The 24,928-nt window shown below is 31.2% G+C and carries 25 protein-coding genes and 5 tRNA genes; 6 read left to right on the forward strand and 24 right to left on the reverse strand.

Annotation, left to right across the window (positions count from 1 at the left end; all coding sequences use genetic code 11):
* Position 1 precedes the first annotated feature (1 nt).
* From rplK to rpsU, 12 genes are all read right to left on the reverse strand, one after another.
* A complete protein-coding gene (rplK, locus tag AC3IF2_RS08025; protein ID WP_489166557.1) occupies positions 2-439 on the reverse strand; it encodes a 50S ribosomal protein L11 in 438 nt (145 codons plus the stop codon).
* Between the two features lie 67 nt (positions 440-506).
* The gene (gene nusG, locus AC3IF2_RS08030; RefSeq protein ID WP_489166558.1) at positions 507-1,058 is read right to left on the reverse strand and encodes a transcription termination/antitermination protein NusG; all 552 of its coding nucleotides are present in this window, start codon (positions 1,056-1,058) and stop codon (positions 507-509) included.
* Between the two features lie 15 nt (positions 1,059-1,073).
* Complete coding sequence (gene secE / locus AC3IF2_RS08035; RefSeq protein ID WP_489166559.1) at positions 1,074-1,262, reverse strand: preprotein translocase subunit SecE; 189 nt, start codon at positions 1,260-1,262, stop codon at positions 1,074-1,076.
* A 16-nt stretch (positions 1,263-1,278) separates the two neighbouring features.
* Positions 1,279-1,351: transfer RNA gene (locus tag AC3IF2_RS08040), tRNA-Trp, on the reverse strand.
* Between the two features lie 124 nt (positions 1,352-1,475).
* Complete coding sequence (gene tuf / locus AC3IF2_RS08045; protein ID WP_489166560.1) at positions 1,476-2,660, reverse strand: elongation factor Tu; 1,185 nt, start codon at positions 2,658-2,660, stop codon at positions 1,476-1,478.
* Positions 2,661-2,719: 59 nt separating this feature from the next.
* A tRNA-Thr gene (locus tag AC3IF2_RS08050) sits at positions 2,720-2,791 on the reverse strand.
* Positions 2,792-2,849: 58 nt separating this feature from the next.
* A tRNA-Gly gene (locus AC3IF2_RS08055) sits at positions 2,850-2,922 on the reverse strand.
* 55 nt (positions 2,923-2,977) lie between these two features.
* Positions 2,978-3,060: transfer RNA gene (locus AC3IF2_RS08060), tRNA-Tyr, on the reverse strand.
* A 56-nt stretch (positions 3,061-3,116) separates the two neighbouring features.
* Positions 3,117-3,190, reverse strand: a tRNA-Thr gene (locus AC3IF2_RS08065).
* Between the two features lie 110 nt (positions 3,191-3,300).
* A complete protein-coding gene (gene hpf, locus AC3IF2_RS08070; protein ID WP_489166561.1) occupies positions 3,301-3,606 on the reverse strand; it encodes a ribosome hibernation-promoting factor, HPF/YfiA family in 306 nt (101 codons plus the stop codon).
* 6 nt (positions 3,607-3,612) lie between these two features.
* Positions 3,613-4,503, reverse strand: coding sequence for a phage lytic cycle repressor MrpR family protein (locus AC3IF2_RS08075; protein ID WP_489166562.1), 891 nt, complete (start codon positions 4,501-4,503; stop codon positions 3,613-3,615).
* Between the two features lie 96 nt (positions 4,504-4,599).
* Complete coding sequence (gene rpsU, locus AC3IF2_RS08080) at positions 4,600-4,791, reverse strand: 30S ribosomal protein S21 (RefSeq protein ID WP_489166563.1); 192 nt, start codon at positions 4,789-4,791, stop codon at positions 4,600-4,602.
* A gap of 125 nt (positions 4,792-4,916) precedes the next feature.
* Here rpsU and AC3IF2_RS08085 point away from each other — a divergent pair, with 125 nt between their 5' ends.
* Positions 4,917-5,897 carry an endonuclease/exonuclease/phosphatase family protein gene (locus tag AC3IF2_RS08085; protein ID WP_489166564.1) on the forward strand — a complete coding sequence of 327 codons (981 nt, stop codon included), beginning with the start codon at positions 4,917-4,919 and terminating at the stop codon, positions 5,895-5,897.
* Here AC3IF2_RS08085 and AC3IF2_RS08090 read toward each other — a convergent pair.
* From AC3IF2_RS08090 to AC3IF2_RS08125, 8 genes are all read right to left on the reverse strand, one after another.
* Complete coding sequence (locus tag AC3IF2_RS08090) at positions 5,894-7,057, reverse strand: acyl-CoA dehydrogenase family protein (protein ID WP_489166565.1); 1,164 nt, start codon at positions 7,055-7,057, stop codon at positions 5,894-5,896. The genes AC3IF2_RS08085 and AC3IF2_RS08090 overlap by 4 nt on opposite strands.
* A gap of 103 nt (positions 7,058-7,160) precedes the next feature.
* On the reverse strand, positions 7,161-9,668 hold the full coding sequence (locus AC3IF2_RS08095) for a zinc-dependent metalloprotease (protein ID WP_489166566.1): 2,508 nt from the start codon (positions 9,666-9,668) through the stop codon (positions 7,161-7,163).
* A gap of 165 nt (positions 9,669-9,833) precedes the next feature.
* On the reverse strand, positions 9,834-10,322 hold the full coding sequence (locus AC3IF2_RS08100) for a hypothetical protein (protein WP_489166567.1): 489 nt from the start codon (positions 10,320-10,322) through the stop codon (positions 9,834-9,836).
* 115 nt (positions 10,323-10,437) lie between these two features.
* Complete coding sequence (locus tag AC3IF2_RS08105) at positions 10,438-11,868, reverse strand: SLC13 family permease (RefSeq protein ID WP_489166568.1); 1,431 nt, start codon at positions 11,866-11,868, stop codon at positions 10,438-10,440.
* A 21-nt stretch (positions 11,869-11,889) separates the two neighbouring features.
* A complete protein-coding gene (locus AC3IF2_RS08110; protein WP_489166569.1) occupies positions 11,890-12,861 on the reverse strand; it encodes an AbiH family protein in 972 nt (323 codons plus the stop codon).
* A 114-nt stretch (positions 12,862-12,975) separates the two neighbouring features.
* Complete coding sequence (lysS, locus tag AC3IF2_RS08115; protein WP_489166570.1) at positions 12,976-14,667, reverse strand: lysine--tRNA ligase; 1,692 nt, start codon at positions 14,665-14,667, stop codon at positions 12,976-12,978.
* A gap of 39 nt (positions 14,668-14,706) precedes the next feature.
* Complete coding sequence (locus AC3IF2_RS08120; protein ID WP_489166571.1) at positions 14,707-15,594, reverse strand: tetratricopeptide repeat protein; 888 nt, start codon at positions 15,592-15,594, stop codon at positions 14,707-14,709.
* A 101-nt stretch (positions 15,595-15,695) separates the two neighbouring features.
* Entirely contained in the window at positions 15,696-16,757 is a 1,062-nt protein-coding gene (locus AC3IF2_RS08125) for a response regulator transcription factor (protein WP_489166572.1), read from the reverse strand.
* Between the two features lie 114 nt (positions 16,758-16,871).
* Here AC3IF2_RS08125 and AC3IF2_RS08130 point away from each other — a divergent pair, with 114 nt between their 5' ends.
* From AC3IF2_RS08130 to lipB, 3 genes are read left to right on the forward strand one after another with little or no spacing between them, the layout of a single operon-like run.
* Positions 16,872-17,030, forward strand: coding sequence for a YqaE/Pmp3 family membrane protein (locus AC3IF2_RS08130; RefSeq protein ID WP_489166573.1), 159 nt, complete (start codon positions 16,872-16,874; stop codon positions 17,028-17,030).
* Positions 17,031-17,033: 3 nt separating this feature from the next.
* Positions 17,034-17,774, forward strand: a complete 741-nt coding sequence (locus AC3IF2_RS08135) for a hypothetical protein (RefSeq protein WP_489166574.1) — start codon at positions 17,034-17,036, stop codon at positions 17,772-17,774.
* A complete protein-coding gene (gene lipB / locus AC3IF2_RS08140) occupies positions 17,771-18,481 on the forward strand; it encodes a lipoyl(octanoyl) transferase LipB (protein WP_489166915.1) in 711 nt (236 codons plus the stop codon). The genes AC3IF2_RS08135 and lipB overlap by 4 nt, the downstream gene beginning before the upstream one ends.
* A gap of 77 nt (positions 18,482-18,558) precedes the next feature.
* Here the strand turns inward: lipB and AC3IF2_RS08145 are convergent, their stop codons facing one another.
* Both AC3IF2_RS08145 and AC3IF2_RS08150 read right to left on the reverse strand, forming a co-directional pair.
* A complete protein-coding gene (locus AC3IF2_RS08145; protein ID WP_489166575.1) occupies positions 18,559-19,239 on the reverse strand; it encodes a TapB family protein in 681 nt (226 codons plus the stop codon).
* An 11-nt stretch (positions 19,240-19,250) separates the two neighbouring features.
* Positions 19,251-20,789, reverse strand: coding sequence for an OmpA family protein (locus AC3IF2_RS08150; RefSeq protein ID WP_489166576.1), 1,539 nt, complete (start codon positions 20,787-20,789; stop codon positions 19,251-19,253).
* Between the two features lie 463 nt (positions 20,790-21,252).
* On the opposite strand from AC3IF2_RS08150, the gene AC3IF2_RS08155 reads away from it, so the two are divergent.
* Both AC3IF2_RS08155 and AC3IF2_RS08160 read left to right on the forward strand, forming a co-directional pair.
* Positions 21,253-21,987 (forward strand): LytR/AlgR family response regulator transcription factor, encoded by a 735-nt coding sequence (locus AC3IF2_RS08155; RefSeq protein ID WP_489166577.1) that lies wholly within the window; start codon positions 21,253-21,255, stop codon positions 21,985-21,987.
* 12 nt (positions 21,988-21,999) lie between these two features.
* Positions 22,000-23,925, forward strand: a complete 1,926-nt coding sequence (locus AC3IF2_RS08160) for a tetratricopeptide repeat-containing sensor histidine kinase (protein ID WP_489166578.1) — start codon at positions 22,000-22,002, stop codon at positions 23,923-23,925.
* 49 nt (positions 23,926-23,974) lie between these two features.
* Here the strand turns inward: AC3IF2_RS08160 and AC3IF2_RS08165 are convergent, their stop codons facing one another.
* Both AC3IF2_RS08165 and rnhB read right to left on the reverse strand, forming a co-directional pair.
* The gene (locus tag AC3IF2_RS08165) at positions 23,975-24,157 is read right to left on the reverse strand and encodes a hypothetical protein (protein ID WP_489166579.1); all 183 of its coding nucleotides are present in this window, start codon (positions 24,155-24,157) and stop codon (positions 23,975-23,977) included.
* 84 nt (positions 24,158-24,241) lie between these two features.
* A complete protein-coding gene (rnhB, locus tag AC3IF2_RS08170) occupies positions 24,242-24,841 on the reverse strand; it encodes a ribonuclease HII (protein ID WP_489166580.1) in 600 nt (199 codons plus the stop codon).
* Positions 24,842-24,928 lie beyond the last annotated feature (87 nt).

The raw sequence follows: 24,928 nt of genomic DNA on the forward strand, positions 1-24,928 counted from the left end.
TTTAAACAGGAGCGTTTCCTTTTACTTTTATTCCCATTGAACGAGCTGTACCAGCCATCATTTTCATTGCAGATTCTACTGTAAATGCATTTAAATCTACCATTTTATCTTCTGCAATTGTACGAAGCTGATCCCAAGTTACAGTAGCAACTTTTTTACGATTAGGTTCACCAGAACCTTTTTTCGTTTTAGCTGCTTCTAAAATCTGAACAGCTGCTGGTGGAGTTTTTACAACAAAATCAAAAGACTTGTCATTAAATACTGTAATGACAACAGGTAAAACTTTACCCATTTTATCTTGAGTTCTAGCATTAAATTGCTTACAGAACTCCATAATATTAACTCCGGCAGCACCTAAAGCAGGTCCAACAGGTGGCGAAGGATTAGCAGCACCTCCACGAACTTGTAATTTTACAACCTTACTAACTTCTTTTGCCATTTTTTAAACTTTAGCGTTATGATCTCGTAAATGTTGGAAGCTATTACGAAAATCAAATATGTAACATTTATGAAATTTTCTCTACTTGCATATAGCTTAATTCTAATGGTGTTTTTCTTCCGAAAATCTTAACCATTACCTCAAGCTTACGCTTTTCTTCGTTTATCTTTTCTATAGTACCATCAAATCCGTTAAACGGACCATCAATAACTTTTACTGTCTCTCCTATTATATAAGGTATAGCTATATTTTCACTTTGTACAGCCAATTCGTCTACCTTACCTAACATTCTATTTACTTCAGATTTACGTAATGGTACAGGATCACCACCTTTGGTTTCACCTAAAAATCCGATTACGCCAGTAACCGACTTAATTACGTGAGGTAATTCACCACTAAGATTAGCCTCTATCATAATATAACCAGGAAAATAAACACGTTCTTTATTTATTTTCTTACCATTACGGATTTGTATAACCTTTTCTGTTGGTACCAATACTTGGTCTACATAAGAATCTAAACCTAAACGAGCAACTTCGTTCTCGATATAGGTCTTTACTTTATTTTCTTGACCACCTATAGCTCTCACTACATACCATTTCTTAACAGAATCAGTCATAATCATTTTTTTGAATTAAAATAGGTTAAAATATTGCTCAAGCCCCAATTGAAAAACTTTATCTACAGCAAATACAGCTAAAGCAAACAATACAGAAAAAATTGCAACTACTACTGTAGACTTTTGCGCTTCTGACATTGGTAACCAACTTACTTGTGTATTTAGTTCTTTAAAAGAATCTTTTATATAATTAACAATACCCATTATTCATCTTTTTTTGCACGGGTTGAGAGACTCGAACTCCCGACACCTGGTTTTGGAGACCAGTGCTCTACCAACTGAGCTAAACCCGTAATTTTGGGTTTGCACTACCTTTCAATTTTACTCGAAATGAGCTACACCCGTATAGAATATTAGGTGCTTCTCTTTTCAAAGAAGCACCTATCCTATAATATATTTAACTAAAAATTAGGTGTCTTATAAAATTTCAGTCACCTGACCTGCACCTACAGTTCTACCACCTTCACGGATAGCGAAACGTAAACCAACATTCATTGCGATTGGTTGGTGTAAGTCTACAGTAATAGTTAAGTTATCACCTGGCATTACCATTTCAACTCCATCAGGTAAATTAATAGTACCTGTTACGTCAGTTGTTCTTACGTAGAATTGTGGACGGTAGTTGTTATGGAATGGTGTGTGACGACCACCTTCTTCTTTTTTAAGGATATAAACCTCAGCTTTGAATTTATCGTGTGGAGTTACAGAACCTGGCTTACAGATTACCATACCTCTTTTGATATCAGTTTTTTCAATACCTCTTAATAAGATACCAACATTATCACCAGCTTCACCTCTATCTAATATTTTACGGAACATCTCAACTCCTGTAATAGTAGAAGTTAATTTTTCAGCTCCCATACCGATTATATCTACTGAGTCACCTGTATTAGCAACACCAGTTTCAATTCTACCTGTTGCAACAGTACCACGACCAGTAATTGAGAATACATCTTCGATTGGCATTAAGAAATCTTTTTCTACTTCACGAACAGGCTCTTCGATCCAGCTATCTACTGCATCCATTAATTCCATAATAGAATCAACCCATTTAGCTTCACCGTTTAATCCACCTAAAGCAGAACCTTGAATTACAGGGCCATTATCACCATCATACTCATAGAAAGAAAGTAATTCTCTTACTTCCATATCAACAAGTTCTAATAATTCTTCGTCATCTACCATATCAACTTTGTTTAAGAAAACAACGATACGAGGAATCCCTACCTGACGACCTAATAAGATATGCTCACGAGTTTGAGGCATTGGACCATCTGTAGCAGCAACTACTAAGATAGCACCATCCATTTGAGCAGCACCAGTTACCATGTTCTTCACATAATCGGCGTGACCAGGACAGTCAACGTGTGCATAGTGACGGTTAGCAGTTTGATACTCTACGTGAGACGTATTAATTGTAATACCTCTTTCTTTTTCTTCTGGAGCGTTATCGATTTGATCGAAATCTCTTACTTCAGAAAGACCTTTATCTGCTAATACTTTAGTAATTGCAGCTGTTAAAGTAGTTTTACCGTGGTCAACGTGTCCAATAGTACCAATATTTAAGTGTGGTTTGGAACGATCAAAAGTTTCTTTTGCCATGATTATTTAATTTAAAATCTTAGTTATATATATTTAGTATTTATTCTTGTTTTTCTTTGAGCCAATGACGGGATTTGAACCCGTGACCTCTTCCTTACCAAGGAAACGCTCTACCCCTGAGCTACACCGGCGTAAAGTGTTTAGTCTCTTTTACAGGAAAAGATTCCTGTCTTCACAGGAATAACTTAGAGCGAGAGACCGGGTTCGAACCGGCGACATTCAGCTTGGAAGGCTGACGCTCTACCAACTGAGCTACTCTCGCATATTATTCAGAAAATTTAAATTTCTGAGTTGATAATTTTCATTTTAAAATTATGTGGGGAGAGCAGGATTCGAACCTACGAAGTCGAAAGACAGCGGAGTTACAGTCCGCCCCAGTTGGCCGCTTTGGTATCTCCCCAACACTATTTTCTTCAAAGAACTTTGTTTACTTTTTGTAAACTTTTGTTTATTTTGAGCCGATAGAGGGACTCGAACCCACGACCTGCTGATTACAAATCAGCTGCTCTAGCCAGCTGAGCTATATCGGCTTTTTGTTCGCTTTTTTCCACAAAAAAACAAACCGCTTTTTCTAACGGTTTGCAAATGTATAAAGTTTTATTTTTTCTACAAAACTTTTTATGTTTATTTTTAGGAAATTTTAGGTGTAATGAGCGCGCTGTTTTTCTTTCTTTCTTCGCAGCTGTCTACGTAAAGCTTCGGTAGCTAAATCTATCGATTCTTCAAAAGACTTACATTGCTTTTTAACAATAAGCTCATCACCTGGTACATTTAATTTAATTTCGGCAATTTTATTTTCTTTTTCACTTGTGTTCTGAACTTTTAAATAAACTTCAGCATCAATTATTCTATCATAAAATTTTTCTAGGTTATCTACTTTAGTTTCTATAAACTCTTTTAACCCTTTATCTACATTAAAATTTACTGATTGAACATGTACTCTCATAGGCGTTTAGTTTTTAGAGCTCCTAGGGTGAGCTCGGTTATACACTTTTTTTAATTCACTCAAGCTATTATTTGTATAAACCTGAGTTGAAGCTAAACTTGAGTGACCTAATAATTCTTTTACAGAATTTAAATCAGCCCCTTCATTTAATAAATGTGTGGCGAAAGAATGCCGAATTACATGCGGACTTTTCTTCACTTTAGAAGAGACTGTACTAAAATAGGTATTTATTATTCGATAGACAAGTGTTCCATATATTTTATTTCCCTTTTTGGTAATAAATAAAAGGTGCTCATTATCCTTCTCAAATTCCTTTCTTACTTCTATATATAATTGCAAGGTTTCTTGTACAGATTTTAATAAAGGTATATACCTTTCTTTATTTCTTTTACCTAAAACTTTAACCGTCTTATTAGAAAAATCAACATCACTTATTTTTAAATTAATAAGTTCTGATCGACGCATACCTGTAGAATAAAATAGCTCTACAATTAATTTATTTCTTAATGATTCAAAATCATTGCTTGCTTCTAAATTAGTAATGACTTCGGTAATTTCGATTTGAGTAAAAGGAACTTGTAAACGTTTTGAAACCTTAAATGCTTTATGCTTTATTAAAGGGGTTTCAGAAATCTGTTTGGTTTTTAATAAGAACTTATAGAATGATTTTAGTGAACTTACTTTTCTATTGATGGTTCTGTTACTTTTTCCTTGATCAACTAAATCGACAATCCAAGATCTAATTTGCGAATAATTAACATCTACTAAATTATCATCTTCAAAATTATCTTTACAAAAAGATTGAAAAACTATTAGGTCATCTTGATACGCCTTAACGGTATGAGGTGAGTATTTTTTCTCTAAAGAAAGGTAATCTATAAAAGATTTTAAAGGCATAAAAAAACCGTTAGTAAAAACAAAACTACAAATTGTAGTTAATAAATACTAACGGTAATATCTTAGAAAGATTTTCGCACAAGCGGAAAACTTTATTTATTCTTCACTAGTTCGTAAACCTTGCACATACTGTGCTTTTTGTAATTGTTTACGCTTGTTTACAGAAGGCTTCGTAAAGTGCTTACGCTCACGTAACTGCTTCATTGTTTTAGTTCTATCGAATTTTCTTTTAAAACGTTTTAACGCTCTGTCGATATTTTCACCATCTTTTACTGGAATAATTAACATCTGTTAGCACCTCCTTCCATATATTCTATCTATTTGTTTTTAAATTGGGCTGCAAAATTAATAAGAAATTTTATATAACCCATGTAATTTTCAATATTTTAATTTTAAAATGTATTTTAGCCTATATGAAACGTATTTTTAAATTCCTTTTATTTCTAATACTCTTATTACTAATTGCTAGCACCATTTTCTTCTTCTGGGCTTCTTCACCAAACTTTTCTGAAAATGAGTATAACAAATTAATCACTAATAATTACGATCAAAAAATAGATAACGATTCTATTTATAGTATTGTTACCTATAATATAGGATACCTTAGCGGGATGACCAATAACCGTGCCGTTGCAAAACCAAAATCGTTATTTGATAACAACCTAAAAAAAGTAAAAGACCTTTTTGAAAAAGTAGATGCAGACATCATTGCTTTTCAAGAAATAGATTATACTTCGACAAGATCTTACAAAGTAAACCAACAAAATGAACTAGCTAAACTAGGATACAACTACGTAGCTGAAGCCGTAAACTGGGATGAAACTTACGTGCCATTCCCCTATTGGCCACCGTCTATGCATTTTGGAAAAATGCTTTCGGGTCAATCAATTATTTCGAAGTTTCCATTACAAGATCATGAACGTATTGTTTTAGAGCGTGTAGAAGATTCACCTTTTTATAGAGACGCATTATATCTAGAACGTTTAGCACAAGTGACTAAGACAGTTATAGAAAATAAAACTATTGTAATTATTAATGTACACCTAGAAGCTTATGATAAACCTACTCGTGTTAAACAGTTTGATTATGTTTTAGATTTGTTTAATGAACATGCTAAACAATATCCCACTATTTTATTAGGTGATTTTAATAGTCAAGCAAGAGATGGCGAAGCTGTAATTAATAAGCTTTTTGAAATGTCTGAAGTTGGTAATGCCGCTTTTGATGCAAATAACATTACAAATACTTTCGACACTAAAGATCCTTATAAAAGAATAGATTATATTTTTTACACAAAAAACACCATTGAATATATAAACGGAAAAGTTCTAAACGAATTTGGTGAGGCTTCAGATCATTTACCTGTATATATGGAGTTTATACTAAAGCATTAAATCTTATTACTAAAATACTTTTTAATATCTGCATCTGCCATAGGCTGTAGTACCCCAAAAACTATTTCTTTGTAAATCTTACTTGTAATAGTATTAGGTGCTAAAAAAATAGTACCCATTAGGTGCCGAGCCTTGCTAACAATAGTCTCTGAAAAATGTGTAGCGTGGTATTTAGCTAAAACGGTAGCTTCGAATAACTGTTCTAATGCCTTATCATCATCTTTTTTAAAATCAGTTAATTTTTGTGCAGCATTATCGCACAATTGCAAAGCAGTTTTATAGTGTAAGTTTAATTCGCCAATGCTTTCTAAAAAGCTTTCAGATTCAGACAATTTTTTACCATTCTTAATCCTTTGTTCACTAAACGCATTTAATTCTTCTAAAACTCTAAGAGAAGCACCTAAATATGGTGCTGGTACTAATCCTTGAAACCAAGAACGTTGATATACCAATATTTCGCAACGCTCATCTTCTGCATTATCCAGTTTGATTACGTTTCCGTCACCTACTTTAACATTATTAAACCGAACTGATTTGGTAAAAGAACCTTCCATAGCTTCACTAAAAGCCGAATCAATAAACTCAATGTTCTCATTATTAGCTGGTATAAAGAAGATAGCTTTTTCATTTTCAGCTGAATCATTATCTGGTAACGGTGCAGTAAATACCATATAATCTGCTATTCCTGACAAAGACATAAATGGAGCCTCTCCATTAACATGGTAATTATCTCCTATTCGTTTAATTAAAATTGTTTTATCGCCAACTACATTTTTAAATGTTCTTACAGAGCCTGTATTAGCAATAATCAATCGTTCCTTATTAATCTTTTGTAGTAACATTTCGCGTTTCCAATACTCTTTACTTTTTTTAGAAAACGGATATGAAGCCATGGAAGCTAACACGTAATAATGCATAGAAAGTGCTACAGAAACTGGAATAGAAATCTTCCCTAGTTCATGCAATATCTTAAAAGAATCTTTATATACCTTTTTTACACCCTTCTCATAGCAAGGAATAAAAGGTAGTTGTGTTTTCTTAAAGGCAGTATAAAAGTCTTGGTAATCTTCATTGGTTTTAACCTCAGCTAGTAATGAACTTACTTGTTGAAGCTCATCCTCTTTAAAATTACTTTTATTGTTTTTGAGAATAGAATACATTGATAACTATCAGACTATAAATACCCAAAAAAGTTACAAATAAAAACCTCATCAAAAAATGATGAGGCTTTTTTTAATTCTTTGTCAAGCTCGGAATGAAATTTTATTTAGGATCAAGAATAGTATCTATTCTTTCTAACGCATCTTGTAAATGTATTCTCTTCATCCCTCCAGAATTACCCAAAGAAGCTCTTATCGATTTTTTTAAAGATTGTAATTCTGCTCTTACTACTGCTCTTATATCTGAATGATTAATATTTACAGAACTTCTTTTAAAATATCCAGCATTTCTACCACTCTGGTTTTTTGCTTTGTTTAATAAAAAATCTAAACGATCTAGATAAACTCTTTGTAAGTTTCTTCTGTATGTATCTATACTACTTCCGTTATATAGTTCTGACCAAACTCCTCTCCTTAAATCATTAAACATAGAAACTAACGTATACGCTTCATTTCCATTTAAAGTTTCATTTTCAGACATTCTCTGTAACCTCCCAGGATCTAAAAGACCGTTGAGTACAGCTTCTTGATTTCCTCTAACTTTCTGCAAAGCGCCATCAAATTGAAACTTGGCAAATAGTTCTTTATCAACCATCCAATTTGGGGTTTTAAATAATTCATTTATCAAAAATTGCAATGCCTTTTTCTGGTGATTCTTATTTACATGTGTATATACAGCTCCATCTTGATCAGATGTTTTATAATACTGATACACACCTCCTACATTTGCTAAAGCATGTCTCATATATAGCATAAATTGATAGTGCAATGTATTATAAGTAGCTTGTACATTTTCATAAGTCTCTCCATTTTCAGTCATCCAATTTTCTAAATTTGGCAATATTCTTTTCAAATTTTTAATTCCATAATTGCCAGCTTTTACTGCATCATCGCCTAAATCTTCCGTTTGTGAAGATGGGTCAATTGCTCTAGTGTAAGTTGGCCCAGCCTGCTGATGTCCAAATCGATACATTGGATCGTTAGCATGATCAGTAATCCATTTATTTAAAGTTCTTTTTTCATCCTTATCAGTTTCGGCATCTAAAATTGGGCGATATCCCCAACGGATAGCATGCTTATCATAAACACCAATATTTGGCATTAAAGCCACACCATCATCTCCTGGTTGTGCTACATAATTAAATCTAGCATAATCCATTATAGAAGGAGCTGTACCATACTTTTGAGTAAATGAAGCTGAACGTAAAGAATCTACTGGATATGCTACACTACTACCCATATTGTGTGGTAAACCAATTGTATGACCAACCTCGTGTGCAGAAACAAAACGTATTAAACGCCCCATTACTTCTTCTTTAAATTCTGGTTTTTGCGCTTCTGGGTTTATAGCAGCCGTCTGAACAAAGAACCAATTACGTAACAAACTCATCACATTATGATACCAGTTAATATCTGACTCTAAAATCTCCCCAGAACGAGGATCACTTACGTGAGGTCCGTTTGCATTTGGTATAGGTGACGCTAGATAACGCACCACAGAGTAACGTACATCTTCTGGACTCCACTCAGGGTCTTCCTCTTTTGTAGGAGGGTCTTTTGCAATGATTGCATTTTTAAAACCAGCAGCTTCAAAAGCTACTTGCCAATCTTCTATACCTTGTTTGATATATTTGCGCCATTTTTTAGGAGTAGCTCTATCTATATAATAAACAATTTGTTTTTTAGGCTCTACTAATTCACCACGTTTAAATTTTTCTTTATCCTCATTTTTCACTTCTAATCTCCACCTATCTAAATAGCGAATTGTTTTACTTTTTTGAGCTTCATCACCATAATCTACTTGTCCACGAGCAAACCATCCAACACGCTCATCAAATAGCCTCCTTTTCATAGGAACTTTAGGTAATAAAACCATGGAGTTATTTATCTCAACTGAAATAGTCCCAGTACTAGTATTAGAAGGAGGTGCTCCTGCAGCATAGGTCTTAACATGCCTTGCTTCAATATTTAAGGGATAACTTTTTATGCTTTCTATAAACGACTTATTGGCTTCTAACCTTGAAACTTTATATTGTTTTCTTCTAAACTGAGGTAACCCTAAAGCTTTTACATCTTTACTGAATAATTCAGAAATATCAATAACGATGGATGTGGAGTCTTTACTAAATGCCTTTATCGGGAAAGTATACAATACAGGTTCAAAATTAGAATTAACAACAGCTTCATGTACCGGTAAAGAATCTGCCGCTACTACTTGATGAGAAACTACTCGAAGTACAATTTTTTTACCTTTCTTTTGCCAGCGTAATACTTTAGTATTTGCCTTACCACCACCAAAACCAATTCCATTTGCGGTTTTAGCAATTCTGGTAACCATTAACATTTCGCGTTCTAACAATGAATCAGGAATTTCATATAGAAACTTATCATCAATACGATGCACTTTAAAAAGACCATCGTCTGTTTTCGCATCTTTAGTAATTACCTTATTGTAAGGTTGTATAGCTCCTTTTTTTGGTTTTGGCTTAGGGGCTGAAGCTTCAGTTTTTCCTTTTCTTTTTTTCTTTTTAGATCTTTTTTGCGCTTGTAGGTCGGTTGTAAAACCAAAAACAACCAACACAATTAATAATTGAGTTAATTTTTTAATCATTTGTACAAATTTATATTCTTGTTAGTCTGCACTTTATCTATAAAGTTACAGCGCTCGAAGTTAAAAAAAGATGTACTTTTTATTTCTTAATGTAATGTTAAAGAAAAAGCATCTGAATTTTAAAATTTAGATGCTTTTTAATATGAGCTAATTATCTATGAGTTCCTACAATCTTTTTCCTCCAGCTCTTTTCCCTTTTTTGAATGTACGTTTTGCTTTTTTATGAGCTTTCTTAGCTCCTTTTGGAGTACCATTCTTAATTACTATTTTTTTGCTTCCATCTGGTTTTTTAATACCATAAGCTCTCTTCTTTGTTCCGTCAGCCTTATTAACTCCCGTCGCTCTCTTTTTAGTACCATCAGCCTTATTAACCCCAGCAGCACGCTTTTTTGTCCCATCAGCTTTGTTTACTCCAGCAGCGCGGTATTTATCACCATCTGCTTGATTAACACCTTTAAACTTCTTTACATCACCATCAGCTTCTTTGCGTTTTACAGAAACTCCTTTATTACCTTCTGCATCAACACCTTTTTTAATAACAGTCGTATTACCATTCTTTTTTACAACTTTTACTTTTTCCTTTTGAGCAAAACCTTTAGTAGTAAATAAAAAGGCCGCCATTGCAAACATTAAAATTATTCTTTTTGTTTTCATAATTCATTTTTTTGGTTTATCAGTTCTAAGACTAACCCATTTTAAAAAGGTTTAATTGATAACACAAAACTTCTCAATGCAATTCCGATTTAAATCGGAATCGCTAGAAGTAACATTAGAACAATAAAGGAATTACAAACTGGAATAATAAGATAAGTAATGCAACTGCAATTAAATTTAAGATAACACCAGCTCTTGCCATTTGATGAACCTTAATATAGCCGCTGGCAAAGACTATGGCATTTGGTGGTGTTGCCATCGGTAGCATAAAGGCACAACTACTCGCAATGGTAACAGGAATTAATAAATGGATTATTGGTATATCTAAGCCAATTGCTATACCAGCTACAACAGGTACTAAAACTGCAACTAGTGCCACATTACTCATTAACTCAGTCATAAACAACATTAACAAAATCAAAAGCGAAGCAGTTAATAATATACTGATATCACTTGAGGCTATGGCGTTAGATACCACGTCAACTATACCACTTGCAGACATGCCTTTTGCAAGCGCTAAACCTCCGCCAAAAAGTATTAAAATTCCCCAGGCTAGTTTTTCTGTGTCTTTCCATTGCAAGATAAATTCTCCTCTTTTAAAACTAAAAGGAATTGCAAAAATAGATACTGCAGCTACCATGCTGATAATGGTATCTGATAATTTTAAATCTGGTAATAATTTATTAATCAATGTTCTGAAAATCCATAAAAAAACTGTTATTCCAAAAATCACTAGTACTTGCTTTTCTTTAGCAGTAAGTTTTCCTAATTTTTGTAATTCACTATCAATAACATCTCTAGACGCTTTGAATTGCAAATTTCTATTAGGATACATCCATTTTACCAATACTAAATAAACAATAGTGATCATTACTATAGAAAATGGCAAACCAATTGTCATCCATCTTAAAAAGGAGATTTCTAAGTTGTATTCATTTTCTAAAAAGCCTATTAAAACTGAATTTGGTGGTGTACCGATAACGGTCGCAATACCTCCTGCATTTGCAGAAAAAGCTATACCGAGCATTACAGCCAGTGCAAAATTTTGATCATCTTTTGTAAAACCGTCTTCGTCATCAATTAATAATCGGATTACAGATAGTGCTATGGGCAACATCACCACAGTACTAGCAGTATTACTTATCCACATACTCATTAAACCAGTTGCAATCATAAAACCTAAGACAACTTTGTTGGGTGTTGTACCAGTAAGTTTTATAATATTAAGTGCAATACGTTTGTGTAGATTTACTTTTTCTAAGGCGAGTGCTAATACAAAACCACCAAAAAATAGAAAGATAATGGGGCTCCCATAATTAGCTCCAACTTCAGCCATTGGCATTATTTTAAACAATGGAAATAATATTAATGGTAATAGTGCTGTTACTGAAATTGATACGGTTTCTGTTATCCACCAAGTGACCATCCATAAAGCGGCGCCAATAACTATGTCACCTTTTTGTGAAACTAGTTCGAAAGGTAGATTAATGGCTAATAAAAATAATAATGGGCCTAAAAAAAGACCTATTTTTTTTGAATTTGGCATTCTTAGATTTAAAAAAATTAATTAACTAGTCTGAGGCATTTTTATTGAATTTGGAAAATTAACTACCTTATTATTTAGGGTTCGCCTTCCAACAATTCTGATAATATTATCACTTAAAAATCTATATCCCTCACGATCTTCATGGTACAATAAATTAATCTTTGTTGCTTTCACATTATCTAAAATTTCATGCAAGAGAGTTCTATCTGATAAACCCAATGAATGACCCACACAAAATATTTCAAAATCCGGTTGAGAAGCCATAAAATCCCTTAACTTATCATAAGCGCCCGCCAATTTATATTGTTGTCTTTTTAAATTACGTAAAAACCCATTATTCTCATTTCTTAAGATCAAATCATATTCATGAGATGAGTCATCTCCATAACCAAAAACAATTGGATTTTCAGAAGAGTTTAACTCACCGTGAATATGGACAATTGTCTCACTTCCATCAATTTCCAAATGATCTATATAGTGTTGTAAAGTATTGGTATAATTAAAATTTACAAAAATTATTGAATTAGTATTTTGAGAGAATATTTTGACAAACTCATTATTAATTTTGTATCTAGTTTTTGAAGTTTCCTTAGTAAGATATTTTTCTAAGTATTTTTTTATATTTTCAAATTCAAAATTGAAAATATCCACATCAATCTTTATATTACATAATTGTTTAAAATAAAAGCTCTCTATATCAACCCAATTTGCCTCAAAAAAACTCCCCATTAACTTCCTTAATAAATTATTTTTAAACCAAATTTTTCCCTCTATAGGTCTTTTCCCAAAATGGGAAATCACACTGAAGTTTTCTTTTATAAACTCATAACTTTGATTCTCAGAAAATAAATATCCAACATCAATCAAATTCTCTCTAATTTCTTCGTTATAATTGATTGATTCATTTATTAGATGTTTTATGAAATCCGAATAAGAAGTTTTTAAGCCATGAGCTAAATCAAAACCGTTACCAATTATCACAATCTTATGCATAGCTTAAAAATACAATTGTTTTTCAAATAAAAAAGGAATCACAAAATTGTAATTCCTTTTCTTATTATGAGATTCTTACGCTTTACTTCGTAAAGCTCAGAATGACAAATACATTTAATCAACCACCTCAACAAATAAGCCTTCTTCCGTTTTATTTACTTTAGCCAGATTATTCTTTGTTAAACCTTTAATGGTCTTATCCCATTTTTTATTACTTAAACCAGATTCCGTCTTAAGAGTATTTAAATCTATTGGTGAATTCGATTTTAGAATTGTAAAAACAGCTTTTTCCTCATCTGTCATAGCTACTGCTTTTCGCTCTGGTTTCATTTGCGGGAAAAACAACACATCTTGAATTGAATGACTGTTGGTCATAAACATTGTTAAACGATCAATACCAATACCAATACCTGAAGTTGGAGGCATGCCAAATTCTAGTGCTCTTATAAAATCTTGATCTATAAACATAGCTTCGTCATCACCTTTTTCAGATAATTTTAATTGGTCTTCAAAACGTTCACGTTGATCTATTGGGTCATTTAACTCAGAATAGGCATTTGCCAACTCTTTTCCATTAACCATTAACTCAAAACGTTCTGTTAATCCTTCTTTAGAACGATGTTTTTTAGTAAGCGGGCTCATCTCTACAGGATGATCGGTAATAAATGTTGGCTGAATATAAGTATGCTCACATTTCTCACCAAAAATTTCATCTATCATTTTACCAATACCCATTGTTTCATCAACTTCTAAACCTAACTCTTTAGCAGCCGTTCTAACCTCGTCTTCACTCTTTTTATATAAATCATACCCTGTATGTTCTTTGATGGCATCCAAAATACCGATGCGTTTGTAAGGAGCTTTAAAATTTATAACATGACCATCTAAAGGAACTTCTGTAGAATTATGTAGCTCCATAGCTATCTTTTCTAATAACTCCTCAGTGGTATCCATCATCCAATTATAATCTTTGTAAGCGGCATACATTTCCATAACCGTAAATTCAGGATTATGAGTTCTGTCCATTCCTTCATTCCTAAAGTCTTTAGAAAACTCATATACACCATCAAAACCACCAACGATCAATCTTTTTAGATATAATTCATTCGCAATTCTTAAATACAAAGGAATATTCAATGCATTATGATGTGTCTGAAATGGTCTTGCCGCTGCTCCACCAGGAATTGGTTGTAAAATTGGTGTTTCTACCTCAAGAAAGTCCATGGCATTATAAAAGTCACGAATCGTATTCATAATTTTTGTTCTCTTAATGAAAACATCCTTTACATCAGGATTTACCACTAAATCTACATAACGCATTCTATAACGCTGCTCAGGATCTGTAAAAGCATCAAATACATTTCCATCAGCATCAACACGAGGTTGTGGTAGTGGTTTTAAGGTTTTACTCAATAAGGTAAAATCTTTTACACGTACACTTATTTCGCCAACTTGTGTCTTAAATAATTCACCTTCAATACCTATAAAATCACCAATATCTAGTAGCTTTTTATAAACCTCATTGTATTTGGTTTTGTCTTCGCCAAGACATATTTCGTCACGATTAAAATACACTTGCACCCTACCCTGGCTATCTTGCAATTCAGCAAAAGAAGCCTTGCCTTGTATACGACGACTCATCAATCTACCTGCAATTATTACCTGTTTACCTTCAACATACGCATCTTTAATCTGATTAGATGTATCTTTTACAGGGTATAAATTAGCGGGATATGGATCGATACCCAACTCACGTATTTTGATAAGTTTCTCTCGTCTTACAATTTCTTGTTCTGATAATTGCATAGTGTAATTTTAAAGCTGCAAAATTACACTAAATTCTAATTAATTACTACTAATTGAAAGTTCACTTTTTAATTGATCTATTCTATTTTTAAGGTTCTTGTTTTCAGGGTTTATTTTAAATGCTTTATTGTAATTTGATAAAGCTTTCTTTTTTTGATTTAACTTATAGTGTGTATTGGCTAAATTCATAAAAACTTTAGCATCGTTAGGAAAAAGTTGTGTATTTAATTTTAAGACTTCAATGGCTTTATCACTTCTATTTGTAGTTGCAAGTATTCTAGAATAAGTGTTTAATTCATAAATATTTTTTGCTTTATATTTTGGTAGAGCTTTTAAAGCTTTATCATAAAAATCTTTATCATCGATAATACTATTAACTTTATCTACAACACTATAATTAGACTCATAATTATTGTTTAAAATATTAAGAATATCTTCTTCTAACGTAGTTACAGGATGCTCTACGACTCTATTAACTTCTTTATCATTTTTATAAAATATAAAGGTTGGCACTCTGTGAATATTGAGCCCTTTTTCCTCATGATTAGGGCTTTGTTTATACAAATTAGGTTTCGCGCTAACTGCTACTGCTGTTAGTTTATCTAAAGGGTAATTAGCAGCTCCTAACACTTTATAAAACTTTGGCACTTCTCTTCTACTATCGCCGCACCATGTACCCATAAACAATAGAATATCATACTCTTTAAGCTTTTTAGAAATTTTATTGATAATTTCTTGCTTTGGTTGATATTCGTTATAACCTGTTAAAAACCAATCTTGATAATTCTGGGATGATAATCCTTCTTTATCAATTTTTCCTAAGAGATAAGGTTTAGTACCTTTTTCAATAATTTCATTATTTAAGTTTTGAGATTGATTTGTACATGACCAAAATGTCACAACTAGTAGTAAAAATAGATTACGCATAATTAAGATTATTTTTTGAAGCGAATTTCAAAAAACAGTCTTATCTTCAATAAAAAAGAAAGGTGGAAATGAGTACTAGACCCTAGATTGATTTTTAGCAATTACTTATTAAACAGCAATTTAACTTTATCTCTAGAATCTACATTTAGTTTTTTGTACAAATTATTAATATGTGTTTTAACTGTACTCACACTTACAAAGATTTCTTGAGCAATTTCTTTGTTTGTTTTATTTTGTAAGATCAAGTCTAAAATTTTCTGTTCTTGATTTGTTAGTTGGTCTTTTAAATTTGATTGTCTAAGATTTTTCACTTTTTTAAGTCGAAACCAAAAGAAAAGGTTTAGTAATAGCGATAAGCCTAATAAAGTGTACCAGAAATATTTCCACTTAAAATTACTTCTATCAGTTGCCGCTAAAGCATATTTATCTGATGTGTATTCTAATTCATATTGTTTTGTATATGAGCTATTCGGATATTTATCATTTAATCTTTCCGACAGTCCATCATAATAATCATTTGAAACTACATCCTTAAGATAATGTGAATATAAATCGCCACTTCTATCTGATAAAAACTTGTAAATATAGAGTTCAGCTAAAGGTTCATTTAATTGCTCACCAAATCGCTGCAATTCAGCAAACCATTTTTTGTCATTTAATTTTCTATTAGCTTCACTGCGATAACTACTATAATCGTAGGTCATTAATTCTTTTAAAGAATCTATCTTAAAAAAAGCTTTTGAATGATTACTATTTGACCGAATACTACAAAAAACCTGATCTTCAAAAGAAATTGGTAAATCAATGGTATCCTTATTACTGGCAATAAAAATGACTTCTCTGCTTGTTGGACATTTCCCATTAAAATGGTTTGTATTAAGTTCATCATCATTACAATCATCTATATGGACTCTATAAATTCTATTCGCTACATCCAGATTATTTCCCGAAAACTCAAAATAGTTCGAATCTATTTTAATCTTACTAATAATCTGTTCTTCATAAACACCAGACATTCTTCTATAATCATCTACTAAAGATAAATAAGCAGTGCTATTAGAATTAGTATCACTTACGGTTCCAGAAAATAAATATTGTGCATTACTAGCAGTCGCTGAGCAGAATAAAATTAATAGTAAGATGTGAACCTTCATTTTCATCATTACGAAACTAGTATAAAATCTCTTCTTAAAAAAGATTTCTGCAAAAACGTAACATTTACAGGCTTTACAATACGTATATATTGAATTTAATTAATTTATCTTTGTAGTTTATTTATGGGATGTTTTAGAGTACTGTTATCCATTATTTGTCCACCATTAGCCGTAGTTGATAAAGGCTGTGGTTCTATAGTAATTGTTTTTATTTTAACTTTATTAGGATGGGTACCTGGTGTTATTGCCGCTCTAATCATTTTAAATAACCCAAAAAACTAAACTATGAAAATCAAAAATCTTCTTTTAGCCTTTATCAGTATCATTATAACCAGTTGTGTATTTACTGAAGAAATTCACATAAAAAAAGATGGTTCAGGTACTTATGCATTTAAAATGGATATGAGTAAAATGATGGAGGCCATGGATGAAATGGGTTCTAGTAATGATTCGATAAAAAAAGAGCCTCAAAAGATCGATTCTATAATGTATTTTAAAGATATCCTTTCTGAGAATAAGGACAGTATAGCTAAACTTTCTGACGATGAAAAAGAAATGCTTAAATCACTAGAAGATTTAAAAATCCGTATTAATATGGATGAAGAGAAGAAAGAAATGAATATGGATTTTCTATTTGATTTTAAAGATCTAACTGAGCTTAAAAATATGAATGAGCGCGTACAAAAGGCTCAAGAAATGAGTGATAAGAAGAAACAGAAAAATAATTTTCAATCAAATGCAGATGTAGAATATTCTTTTAAAAACAATACGTTTAAAAGAAAAGTTACACTTAAAAATCTGACTGAAGAAGAGCAAAAAGAATACGACCAATCTATTAAACAAGGAGCTCAAATATTTGATGAAAGTACTTATAAAATCATTTATCGTTTTGATAGTAAGATTAAAAGTGTTTCTATAAAAGGTGCTAAGATTAGTGATGACAAAAAAACACTAATTGTAGAAATGCCTATGGATACCGTTATGAAAAATCCATTTCTATTAAATTTTGAAGTGAAGTTGAAATAATGAAGCAAATCTATTTACAAGATTTAGACACTAAAGACTATAAAGAAACTTGGGACTATCAAGAAGAGTTATTTGATGCTATAGTTCAGATAAAGCGTAGAAATAGAAACGAAAATTTATCTTTAGAAACACCTAATCACTTTTTATTTGTTGAACACCCACATGTTTACACTCTTGGTAAAAGTGGCGATTTTAATAATCTCTTATTAAATGAAAATCAACTTAACGAAAAAGGCATCACGTTTCATAAGATAAATCGTGGTGGTGATATTACCTATCATGGTTACGGACAAATTGTTGGGTATCCTATTCTAGATCTAGATAATTTCTTTAACGACATCCACAAATACATGCGCTTTTTAGAAGAAACGATGATTCGGGTTTTAGCTGATTATGGTTTAAAAGGTAAACGTAGTAAAGGTGAAACAGGTGTTTGGTTAGATGTAGGTACACCGTTCGCTCGCAAAATATGTGCTTTAGGTGTTCGTAGCAGTCGTTGGGTGACCATGCATGGTTTTGCATTAAATGTAAATACAGATTTAGGTTATTTCGATCATATTATTCCATGTGGTATACGTGGTAAAGCTGTAACTTCTATGGAAGTTGAATTAGGTGAAAAATTGGACATACAAGAAGTAAAACAAAAAATATTAAATTATTTTGCTCAAATTTTTGAAGCTGAATTTGTAGAAAAAGTTCAGATTTAGTAGAATTCTATATATCTAAATAAAAACCGAGATGTAAATTATAATCTCGGTTTTTATATTTTTATAATACTATATTCTTAATTGATGCTAGACAATATAGAATAACTTTGCAATTTTCCTTTCTTATTATATTCTTCTGTTTTTACCAAACCGACACCTTCAGCCAACCATTGCTTAGACGTACCTATGCGTTTCATTCCCATTTTAAACTCTGTAACATAAGAAATTACAATACAATCAAAAGTACCTGCAGAGGTTGTTATTAATTCTTTTCCCACTACCTTACGATCAATCATTTTAATATTCATTTTCATTTTAATTGGGGTAAGATTAATAACTGCTTGCATACTTGCATCTGGTAATGATTGTCCAACTTGTAAGTTATTTGGTATGTCCAAATTAGTTCCAGTCATATCGATTTCCATTTCTTTGTATTGCTTCATAAAATCAGCATTCATTAAAGATTTAAAATCGATAGTTATACCATCATCTTTACAAAAAATATCGTATTCTGAGTTAAAAATTTCTTTACCCTTATCATCGTATAATGATGAAACTATAGTCCCTTTATCTGATGTTGATTCTTTTACTTGATATTTAACAGTTCCGCTCAACTTATCTTTCTTATCATACATTTTCATTTCATAACTAGAGCCTTCTTTTAATTGATAATATTTACTACAACTTAATTGAGCTATTATCAAAGAAGGAAACAGAAACAAGGCTATCTTTGAAAACCTAAAAAAAAACTTTTTCATATTATATTATTTTAAATTTTTATAAATACTACACGTCTATTTTGTGCTTTGCCATCAGCTGTTTTATTATCTCCTACTGGTTCACTTTCTCCCTTACCTTCTGTCTGTAATCTGTCTCCAGAAATATTATAAACATTAATGAGTGCATCTCTAACAGCATCTGCACGTTTTTTAGATAAAGTCATATTAACTTGATCTGTGCCATCTGAATCTGTATGCCCAATAATATTTAGACGCATATCACCCGCTTGCTGCAATGCTTGTGATATTTGACGAATAATTCCATAAGACTGCGGTTGAATATTTGCAGAACCAGAGTCGAACAAAATACCGTTAGTAGAGAATTTACCTTCATTAATTAATTGACGCCTTAAATCAACACCGCCCTCAGCTACTTTAAAATTGCTTATATAAATATTTTCTTTATTGATGTCTGTACCTCTCAAATTCACTTTTACACTCTGCATCTTTACACCTTCTGGTATTAACCTTGGTACATCTACATATTTTGTTTGACCTATCCACATTCTTAATCGTTGTTTATTCACAGCAATAGAAACATGATGTTTTTTTATAACTTTTTCTCTAATATCTACTTTAATAATATTCCTAATTTCTCTCTTATTGTTTTTTCGATTATCTACAGTAATCCCTATTCCTGCATATTGACAAAAAGAATATTCAACAAAAGCATAATTATTTGTGTTTTGAAAAGTATTGTTATCAGCAATTATGACCCCTAAATTTGCTTGTGAAGATGTTTTATTATCTAATCCATTTGAAATGACATCAAATTCAACAGTAAATTCTTCAGGCAAATTGACTAAATCAGGAATATAAAATGAATTATATCCTGGGAGAATTTTCAGCCACTTATTTTGAGAATCATTAATTTTAACTAGTTCTCCACCACTATTAGTATTCCATTTTGATGGGAAATCACCCAAAAAATCATTAGAAAAATCATCATAAAACAACAATTTATCACCTGGAACAAAATCAAACTTGCTATCTATTTTTAAATCTTTTGGCTTATTTGAATCTTTATTATTTGAATTATTTTCGTTAGTTGAAGAATTTGAATTATCGGAATCATTCTCTGCTACATCTTCATTCTCACCAGAATCATTTCCTTGTTTTTTCTTTCCAGTGATTAATTTTTTAGCAGTTTTTAAACTATATTTTAAAGCTTTTTTAGCTCTATTCATTTGTAATGTAGCCTTACCCTGCTTTAAAATACCTGCTCCATCAATATCAGATACTGCATTAGGAGCTGTGGCTAAAATACCTTCGGCATCTTCAACCGCATCAATTAGTATCTCAAGATCATCATCTTCTAAAGATTTTCCTGACTCAGCATAACTATCATACCTGTAAACTTTATCATATAGATCAAATGACTCTCTAACAAACCTATCAACACTACCAATGCCAACACTGGTTGAAGGGCGCTTTAATCTTTTGGTTTTCTTTTGGGCTTCTATAGCTTGTATTGGAAAAACAAATATCAATACTAATAGGCTAAAAATAATTTTAAAAGAAGGTTTCATATCTGTTTATTTTGGAAACAATTTAATTAAGGAATAAGTAATATTAAGTAAACTACTCTTCAGTAATTTATTACAGATCAAGCAAGGGTTACTTACAAAGCTACAAAAACTATAACCTAAGTTGATGTTCAAATCAAAAAAAGGGGAAAAATCCCCTTTATTATAATAGCATTGAAGATAATTCTTTTTCATAGCAATTATAGTCTTCTTCTTTGCAATTAATAACTCTAAATCATAGCTTACTTTATCTCTAAACAATTTCAGTTCAAAAATCTAAAAACATATCATGCAAACAAACATATATTGTATAACTGGTATAAAATAATGTATAGTTTTCCGTGAAAACCACTGCTCTGTTAATTATCTATTTATATCAACCAATTATACTTAAATTAGCACAAAGCATACATGACATTATAGAGTATATGTGTCTTTACACTACATTTGATAAAAACATGCCTAAATGTTAAAAGCTGTAATTATAGATGATGAACCAAAAGCGATACAAGGTCTGTCTTGGGAGCTATCTAATTTTAGTGATGAGTTAGAAGTTGTAGCAACTTTTACTGAACCTGAAAAAGCTTTACATTATATAAAGGATGCCGATATAGATTGTCTATTTTTAGATGTCGAAATGCCAACAATGGATGGGTTTCAATTTCTAGAACAGATTAATAAAAAGGATTTTGCTGTTATTATTACAACTGCATATAACGAATATGCAATTAAAGCATTAAAAAAAGAAGCTATCGATTATTTATTAAAGCCAATAGATGGAGATGATTTAAAAGATGCTATTGTGAAAATTAAAAAATTTAATTCTAGAATTACAAATGCTGATAAGTTTGAGCGAATCTTATTAAATTTTAATGAAAAATTAAACCATAAAAGAATCACTATTAATACTGATGGTAAACTGGTTTTTTTAGAACCCAATGATATTCATTATGCAGAATCTGATGGTAATTACTCTACATTACATTTAAATAATAATAAAAAAATTGTACTTACTAAAAAGTTAAAAGAAGTCTGTGAAATTTTACCAAAAGATCATTTTTTTAGAATACATAACTCATATATAGTTAATCTAGATAAAGTCAAAGAATTTCTAAAAACTGATGGGTATGTAATTTTAGAGAATAATAAGAAAATACCGGTATCTCGACAGCGAAAGTCTGATTTTTTAGGTAAATTTTAATGGTTAATTGTAATGAAAAAAAGTATTTGTTTTATATTGATTTCTCTTAGTATTCTAAGCACAGTTAATGCTCAGAAAAAGAAACATGATTATATAAAAAATGCTGACAGTCTATTAATTACCAGACCTGGTACATACAAAGAGATGAATAATCTCTTAAGGTACTTTAGAAATGATACTATTAAATTACGTTATTTCATAAAAAGATTTGATGAGAGTGGGTATTTGGTTGGTAAATCATATGTGCTAAACTTATTAGGAACTCGTTACCGCAATATTTCAGAGTATCAAAAAGCCATAAAAATTCATCAACAAGCATTAAAAGCTGCTGAAGTAGCTAAAAGTGTTGAGTTTCGAGTTTTTAGTTTAAATATGCTTGGTGTTGATTATCGTAAAATGGATGCTAATCGTACTGCTTTAGATTATAATCAGGAAGCATTAGCTATAGCTGAAACTGTTAAAAATCCTAATCTAGGGTTGCGTAGAAGTATTGCAGTTTCCCACAATAGTATGGGTAATATTTATTTACTATTAAAGCAATATGATCTTGCTATACAGCAATTCAATAAGTCTCAAACAATTGAAAAGAGTATCAATAACCGACTCGGTTTAGCTATCAACAATCAAAATATTGGTTATGCAAAAGAGCAACATGGACTTTTAGATGAGGCCTTAACTCATTATAAGAGTTCATTGGTAATTAATAAACAAATAAATAATAAAATAGGTAAAGTTATTTGTAACGGAAGCATTGCTCGTATCAACATTAAACAAAATAAACCATCGGAAGCTATAAAAGTTATTAATTCGAGCTTACCAATTGCAATAGATCTTGGAAATAATGATTATTTATCTACCCAATATATTTATCTAGGCTGGGCCTATACAGAATTAGGAAAATTCATTTTGGGTGAAAAAAACCTTAAAAAAGGTTTAGAAATAGCCAAAAAATATGGCATATCTACATCTATTTCAGAGGCCTACACACATTTGTCTGAATTGTCTGCTAAAAGAAATGATTATAAAAGTAGTCTTGCCTATTATAAGCTAGCTGAAGAGTATGATGAAAAAATTTCTGATGAACGTACAACACAATACGTAAATGACCTCATCATTAAATATGATAGCGAAAAGAAAAACAATCAAATAAAGGTTTTAGCAAAGCAAAATGAAATTGCCAATTTAAGTCTAAGAAAAAATAAGAATATTTGGTTAATCAGCTTAATTGCATTAACTCTTTTAGGGGTTGTTCTATACTTTTTATACAGGCAACGTTTATTAAAAAACGAAAAGCGAATTCTAACTTTAGAACAGGATTTACTTCGTATCCAGATGAATCCTCATTTTATTTTTAATGCTTTAAACTCCATTAAACTTTATATTATAAATAATGAGCAAAAAAACGCCGTTCATTATTTAAATAAATTCTCTAAACTTATTCGAAAAATTCTAGACGCTTCTTCTGTTAAAGAAATAAGTCTAGCAGAAGAATTAGAAACAATGAACTTATACATGAGTATTGAAAATATTCGTTTTTCTAACGAAATTAAACATGAAATCATTGTTGATCCTTCAATCAATTTAGATACAATTAAAGTACCGCCTTTAGTATTGCAACCATTTTTAGAAAATTCTATTTGGCATGGATTATCTTCTAAAAAAGGAGACAAAAAAGTGCTTATTTCTGTAAATAAAGCAAACAATGAATTTGTTGAAATATCTATAGAAGATAATGGAATTGGCAGAAAAGAATCTGCAAAAATAAAATCAAAAAAAGTAATTCATCGTAAATCTATCGGTATAAATCTTACGCGAGAAAGGCTTGAAAATTTTGTAAAGAATTTTAAAAATACATTTTCTTTAACCTATAAAGATTTGGTAGATAATAACGATAAAGCTTTAGGCACAAAACTTATATTGCAAATACCACTTTATTAAATATTAGAATTATTAGCTTTAATTAAATTGGTAATATAGTAAACCAATATTATTTCTTATATTTTTCTGTATTTCTACTCAAATTATTAAAATAATACCATATAACAAATAATGTTTCGATGATTAGTAAAATCCAAATATTTGTGCCAGTTAACATTTTTGCTATTGGTTCAGTAGCCAATGCAAACATATTTATAAAGATTAATGCTATTAAAATGATAGAAATTTTCATGCCTTTTTAGTTTATTCAAAAGTAGCTCATAAAGACATTAGTAATCAAGAGGAAAAATCCTAATTCTCATAGGGGTTTTACCTGTTAAAATTCTAAGGATAATTGTTCGGGTAATAGTCTAAATGATTTTCTATGATGAGAAGTAACACCTAAAGTTCTAATGGCCTCACGATGTTCTTTGGTAGGATAACCTTTATTCTGTTTCCAATTATACCCAGAAAATTCATTGTGAATCTTTTGCATATACTCATCACGATACGTCTTCGCCAACACAGAAGCTGCAGCAATACTTAAATACTTACTATCTCCTTTTACAATAGTTTTATGTGGTATCTCTTTATAATTTTTAAATCTGTTGCCGTCTACTATAATGAACTCAGGTTTTATATTTAATCCTTCGATTGATCTATGCATAGCGGCTATAGATGCATTCAAAATATTAATCGTATCTATCTCTTCTTGCCAAACAAAATTTACCGCAAAGGCCAATGCGTGCTCTTCTATAAAAGGTTTTAACTCTAAACGCTGCCTCTCAGATAGCTGTTTTGAGTCATTTAAAAAAGGATGACCAAATTCTTCTGTTAAAATTACAGCTGCCGCAACTACTGGCCCAGCAAGGCAACCTCGACCGGCCTCATCGGTGCCAACTTCTAATTTAGAACCTGAAAAATTATGCAATAACATCAACTCAAAAATAGCCTAAATGTTAAAATTGAGGTTTAATTTTTAGGAAAATTTTTAAAGTAAATAGTTTACCTTTGCTAACCTATT

This window comes from Maritimimonas rapanae (assembly GCF_057837205.1).

Coding starts and splice junctions, on each gene's coding strand:
- rplK (WP_489166557.1), bottom strand. CDS start 439: ATGGCAAAAGAAGTTAGTAAGGTTGTAAAATTACAAGTTCGTGGAGGT.
- nusG (WP_489166558.1), bottom strand. CDS start 1,058: ATGACTGATTCTGTTAAGAAATGGTATGTAGTGAGAGCTATAGGTGGT.
- secE (WP_489166559.1), bottom strand. CDS start 1,262: ATGGGTATTGTTAATTATATAAAAGATTCTTTTAAAGAACTAAATACA.
- tuf (WP_489166560.1), bottom strand. CDS start 2,660: ATGGCAAAAGAAACTTTTGATCGTTCCAAACCACACTTAAATATTGGT.
- hpf (WP_489166561.1), bottom strand. CDS start 3,606: ATGAGAGTACATGTTCAATCAGTAAATTTTAATGTAGATAAAGGGTTA.
- AC3IF2_RS08075 (WP_489166562.1), bottom strand. CDS start 4,503: ATGCCTTTAAAATCTTTTATAGATTACCTTTCTTTAGAGAAAAAATAC.
- rpsU (WP_489166563.1), bottom strand. CDS start 4,791: ATGTTAATTATTCCAGTAAAAGATGGTGAAAATATCGACAGAGCGTTA.
- AC3IF2_RS08085 (WP_489166564.1), top strand. CDS start 4,917: ATGAAACGTATTTTTAAATTCCTTTTATTTCTAATACTCTTATTACTA.
- AC3IF2_RS08090 (WP_489166565.1), bottom strand. CDS start 7,057: ATGTATTCTATTCTCAAAAACAATAAAAGTAATTTTAAAGAGGATGAG.
- AC3IF2_RS08095 (WP_489166566.1), bottom strand. CDS start 9,668: ATGATTAAAAAATTAACTCAATTATTAATTGTGTTGGTTGTTTTTGGT.
- AC3IF2_RS08100 (WP_489166567.1), bottom strand. CDS start 10,322: ATGAAAACAAAAAGAATAATTTTAATGTTTGCAATGGCGGCCTTTTTA.
- AC3IF2_RS08105 (WP_489166568.1), bottom strand. CDS start 11,868: ATGCCAAATTCAAAAAAAATAGGTCTTTTTTTAGGCCCATTATTATTT.
- AC3IF2_RS08110 (WP_489166569.1), bottom strand. CDS start 12,861: ATGCATAAGATTGTGATAATTGGTAACGGTTTTGATTTAGCTCATGGC.
- lysS (WP_489166570.1), bottom strand. CDS start 14,667: ATGCAATTATCAGAACAAGAAATTGTAAGACGAGAGAAACTTATCAAA.
- AC3IF2_RS08120 (WP_489166571.1), bottom strand. CDS start 15,594: ATGCGTAATCTATTTTTACTACTAGTTGTGACATTTTGGTCATGTACA.
- AC3IF2_RS08125 (WP_489166572.1), bottom strand. CDS start 16,757: ATGATGAAAATGAAGGTTCACATCTTACTATTAATTTTATTCTGCTCA.
- AC3IF2_RS08130 (WP_489166573.1), top strand. CDS start 16,872: ATGGGATGTTTTAGAGTACTGTTATCCATTATTTGTCCACCATTAGCC.
- AC3IF2_RS08135 (WP_489166574.1), top strand. CDS start 17,034: ATGAAAATCAAAAATCTTCTTTTAGCCTTTATCAGTATCATTATAACC.
- AC3IF2_RS08145 (WP_489166575.1), bottom strand. CDS start 19,239: ATGAAAAAGTTTTTTTTTAGGTTTTCAAAGATAGCCTTGTTTCTGTTT.
- AC3IF2_RS08150 (WP_489166576.1), bottom strand. CDS start 20,789: ATGAAACCTTCTTTTAAAATTATTTTTAGCCTATTAGTATTGATATTT.
- AC3IF2_RS08155 (WP_489166577.1), top strand. CDS start 21,253: ATGTTAAAAGCTGTAATTATAGATGATGAACCAAAAGCGATACAAGGT.
- AC3IF2_RS08160 (WP_489166578.1), top strand. CDS start 22,000: ATGAAAAAAAGTATTTGTTTTATATTGATTTCTCTTAGTATTCTAAGC.
- AC3IF2_RS08165 (WP_489166579.1), bottom strand. CDS start 24,157: ATGAAAATTTCTATCATTTTAATAGCATTAATCTTTATAAATATGTTT.
- rnhB (WP_489166580.1), bottom strand. CDS start 24,841: ATGTTATTGCATAATTTTTCAGGTTCTAAATTAGAAGTTGGCACCGAT.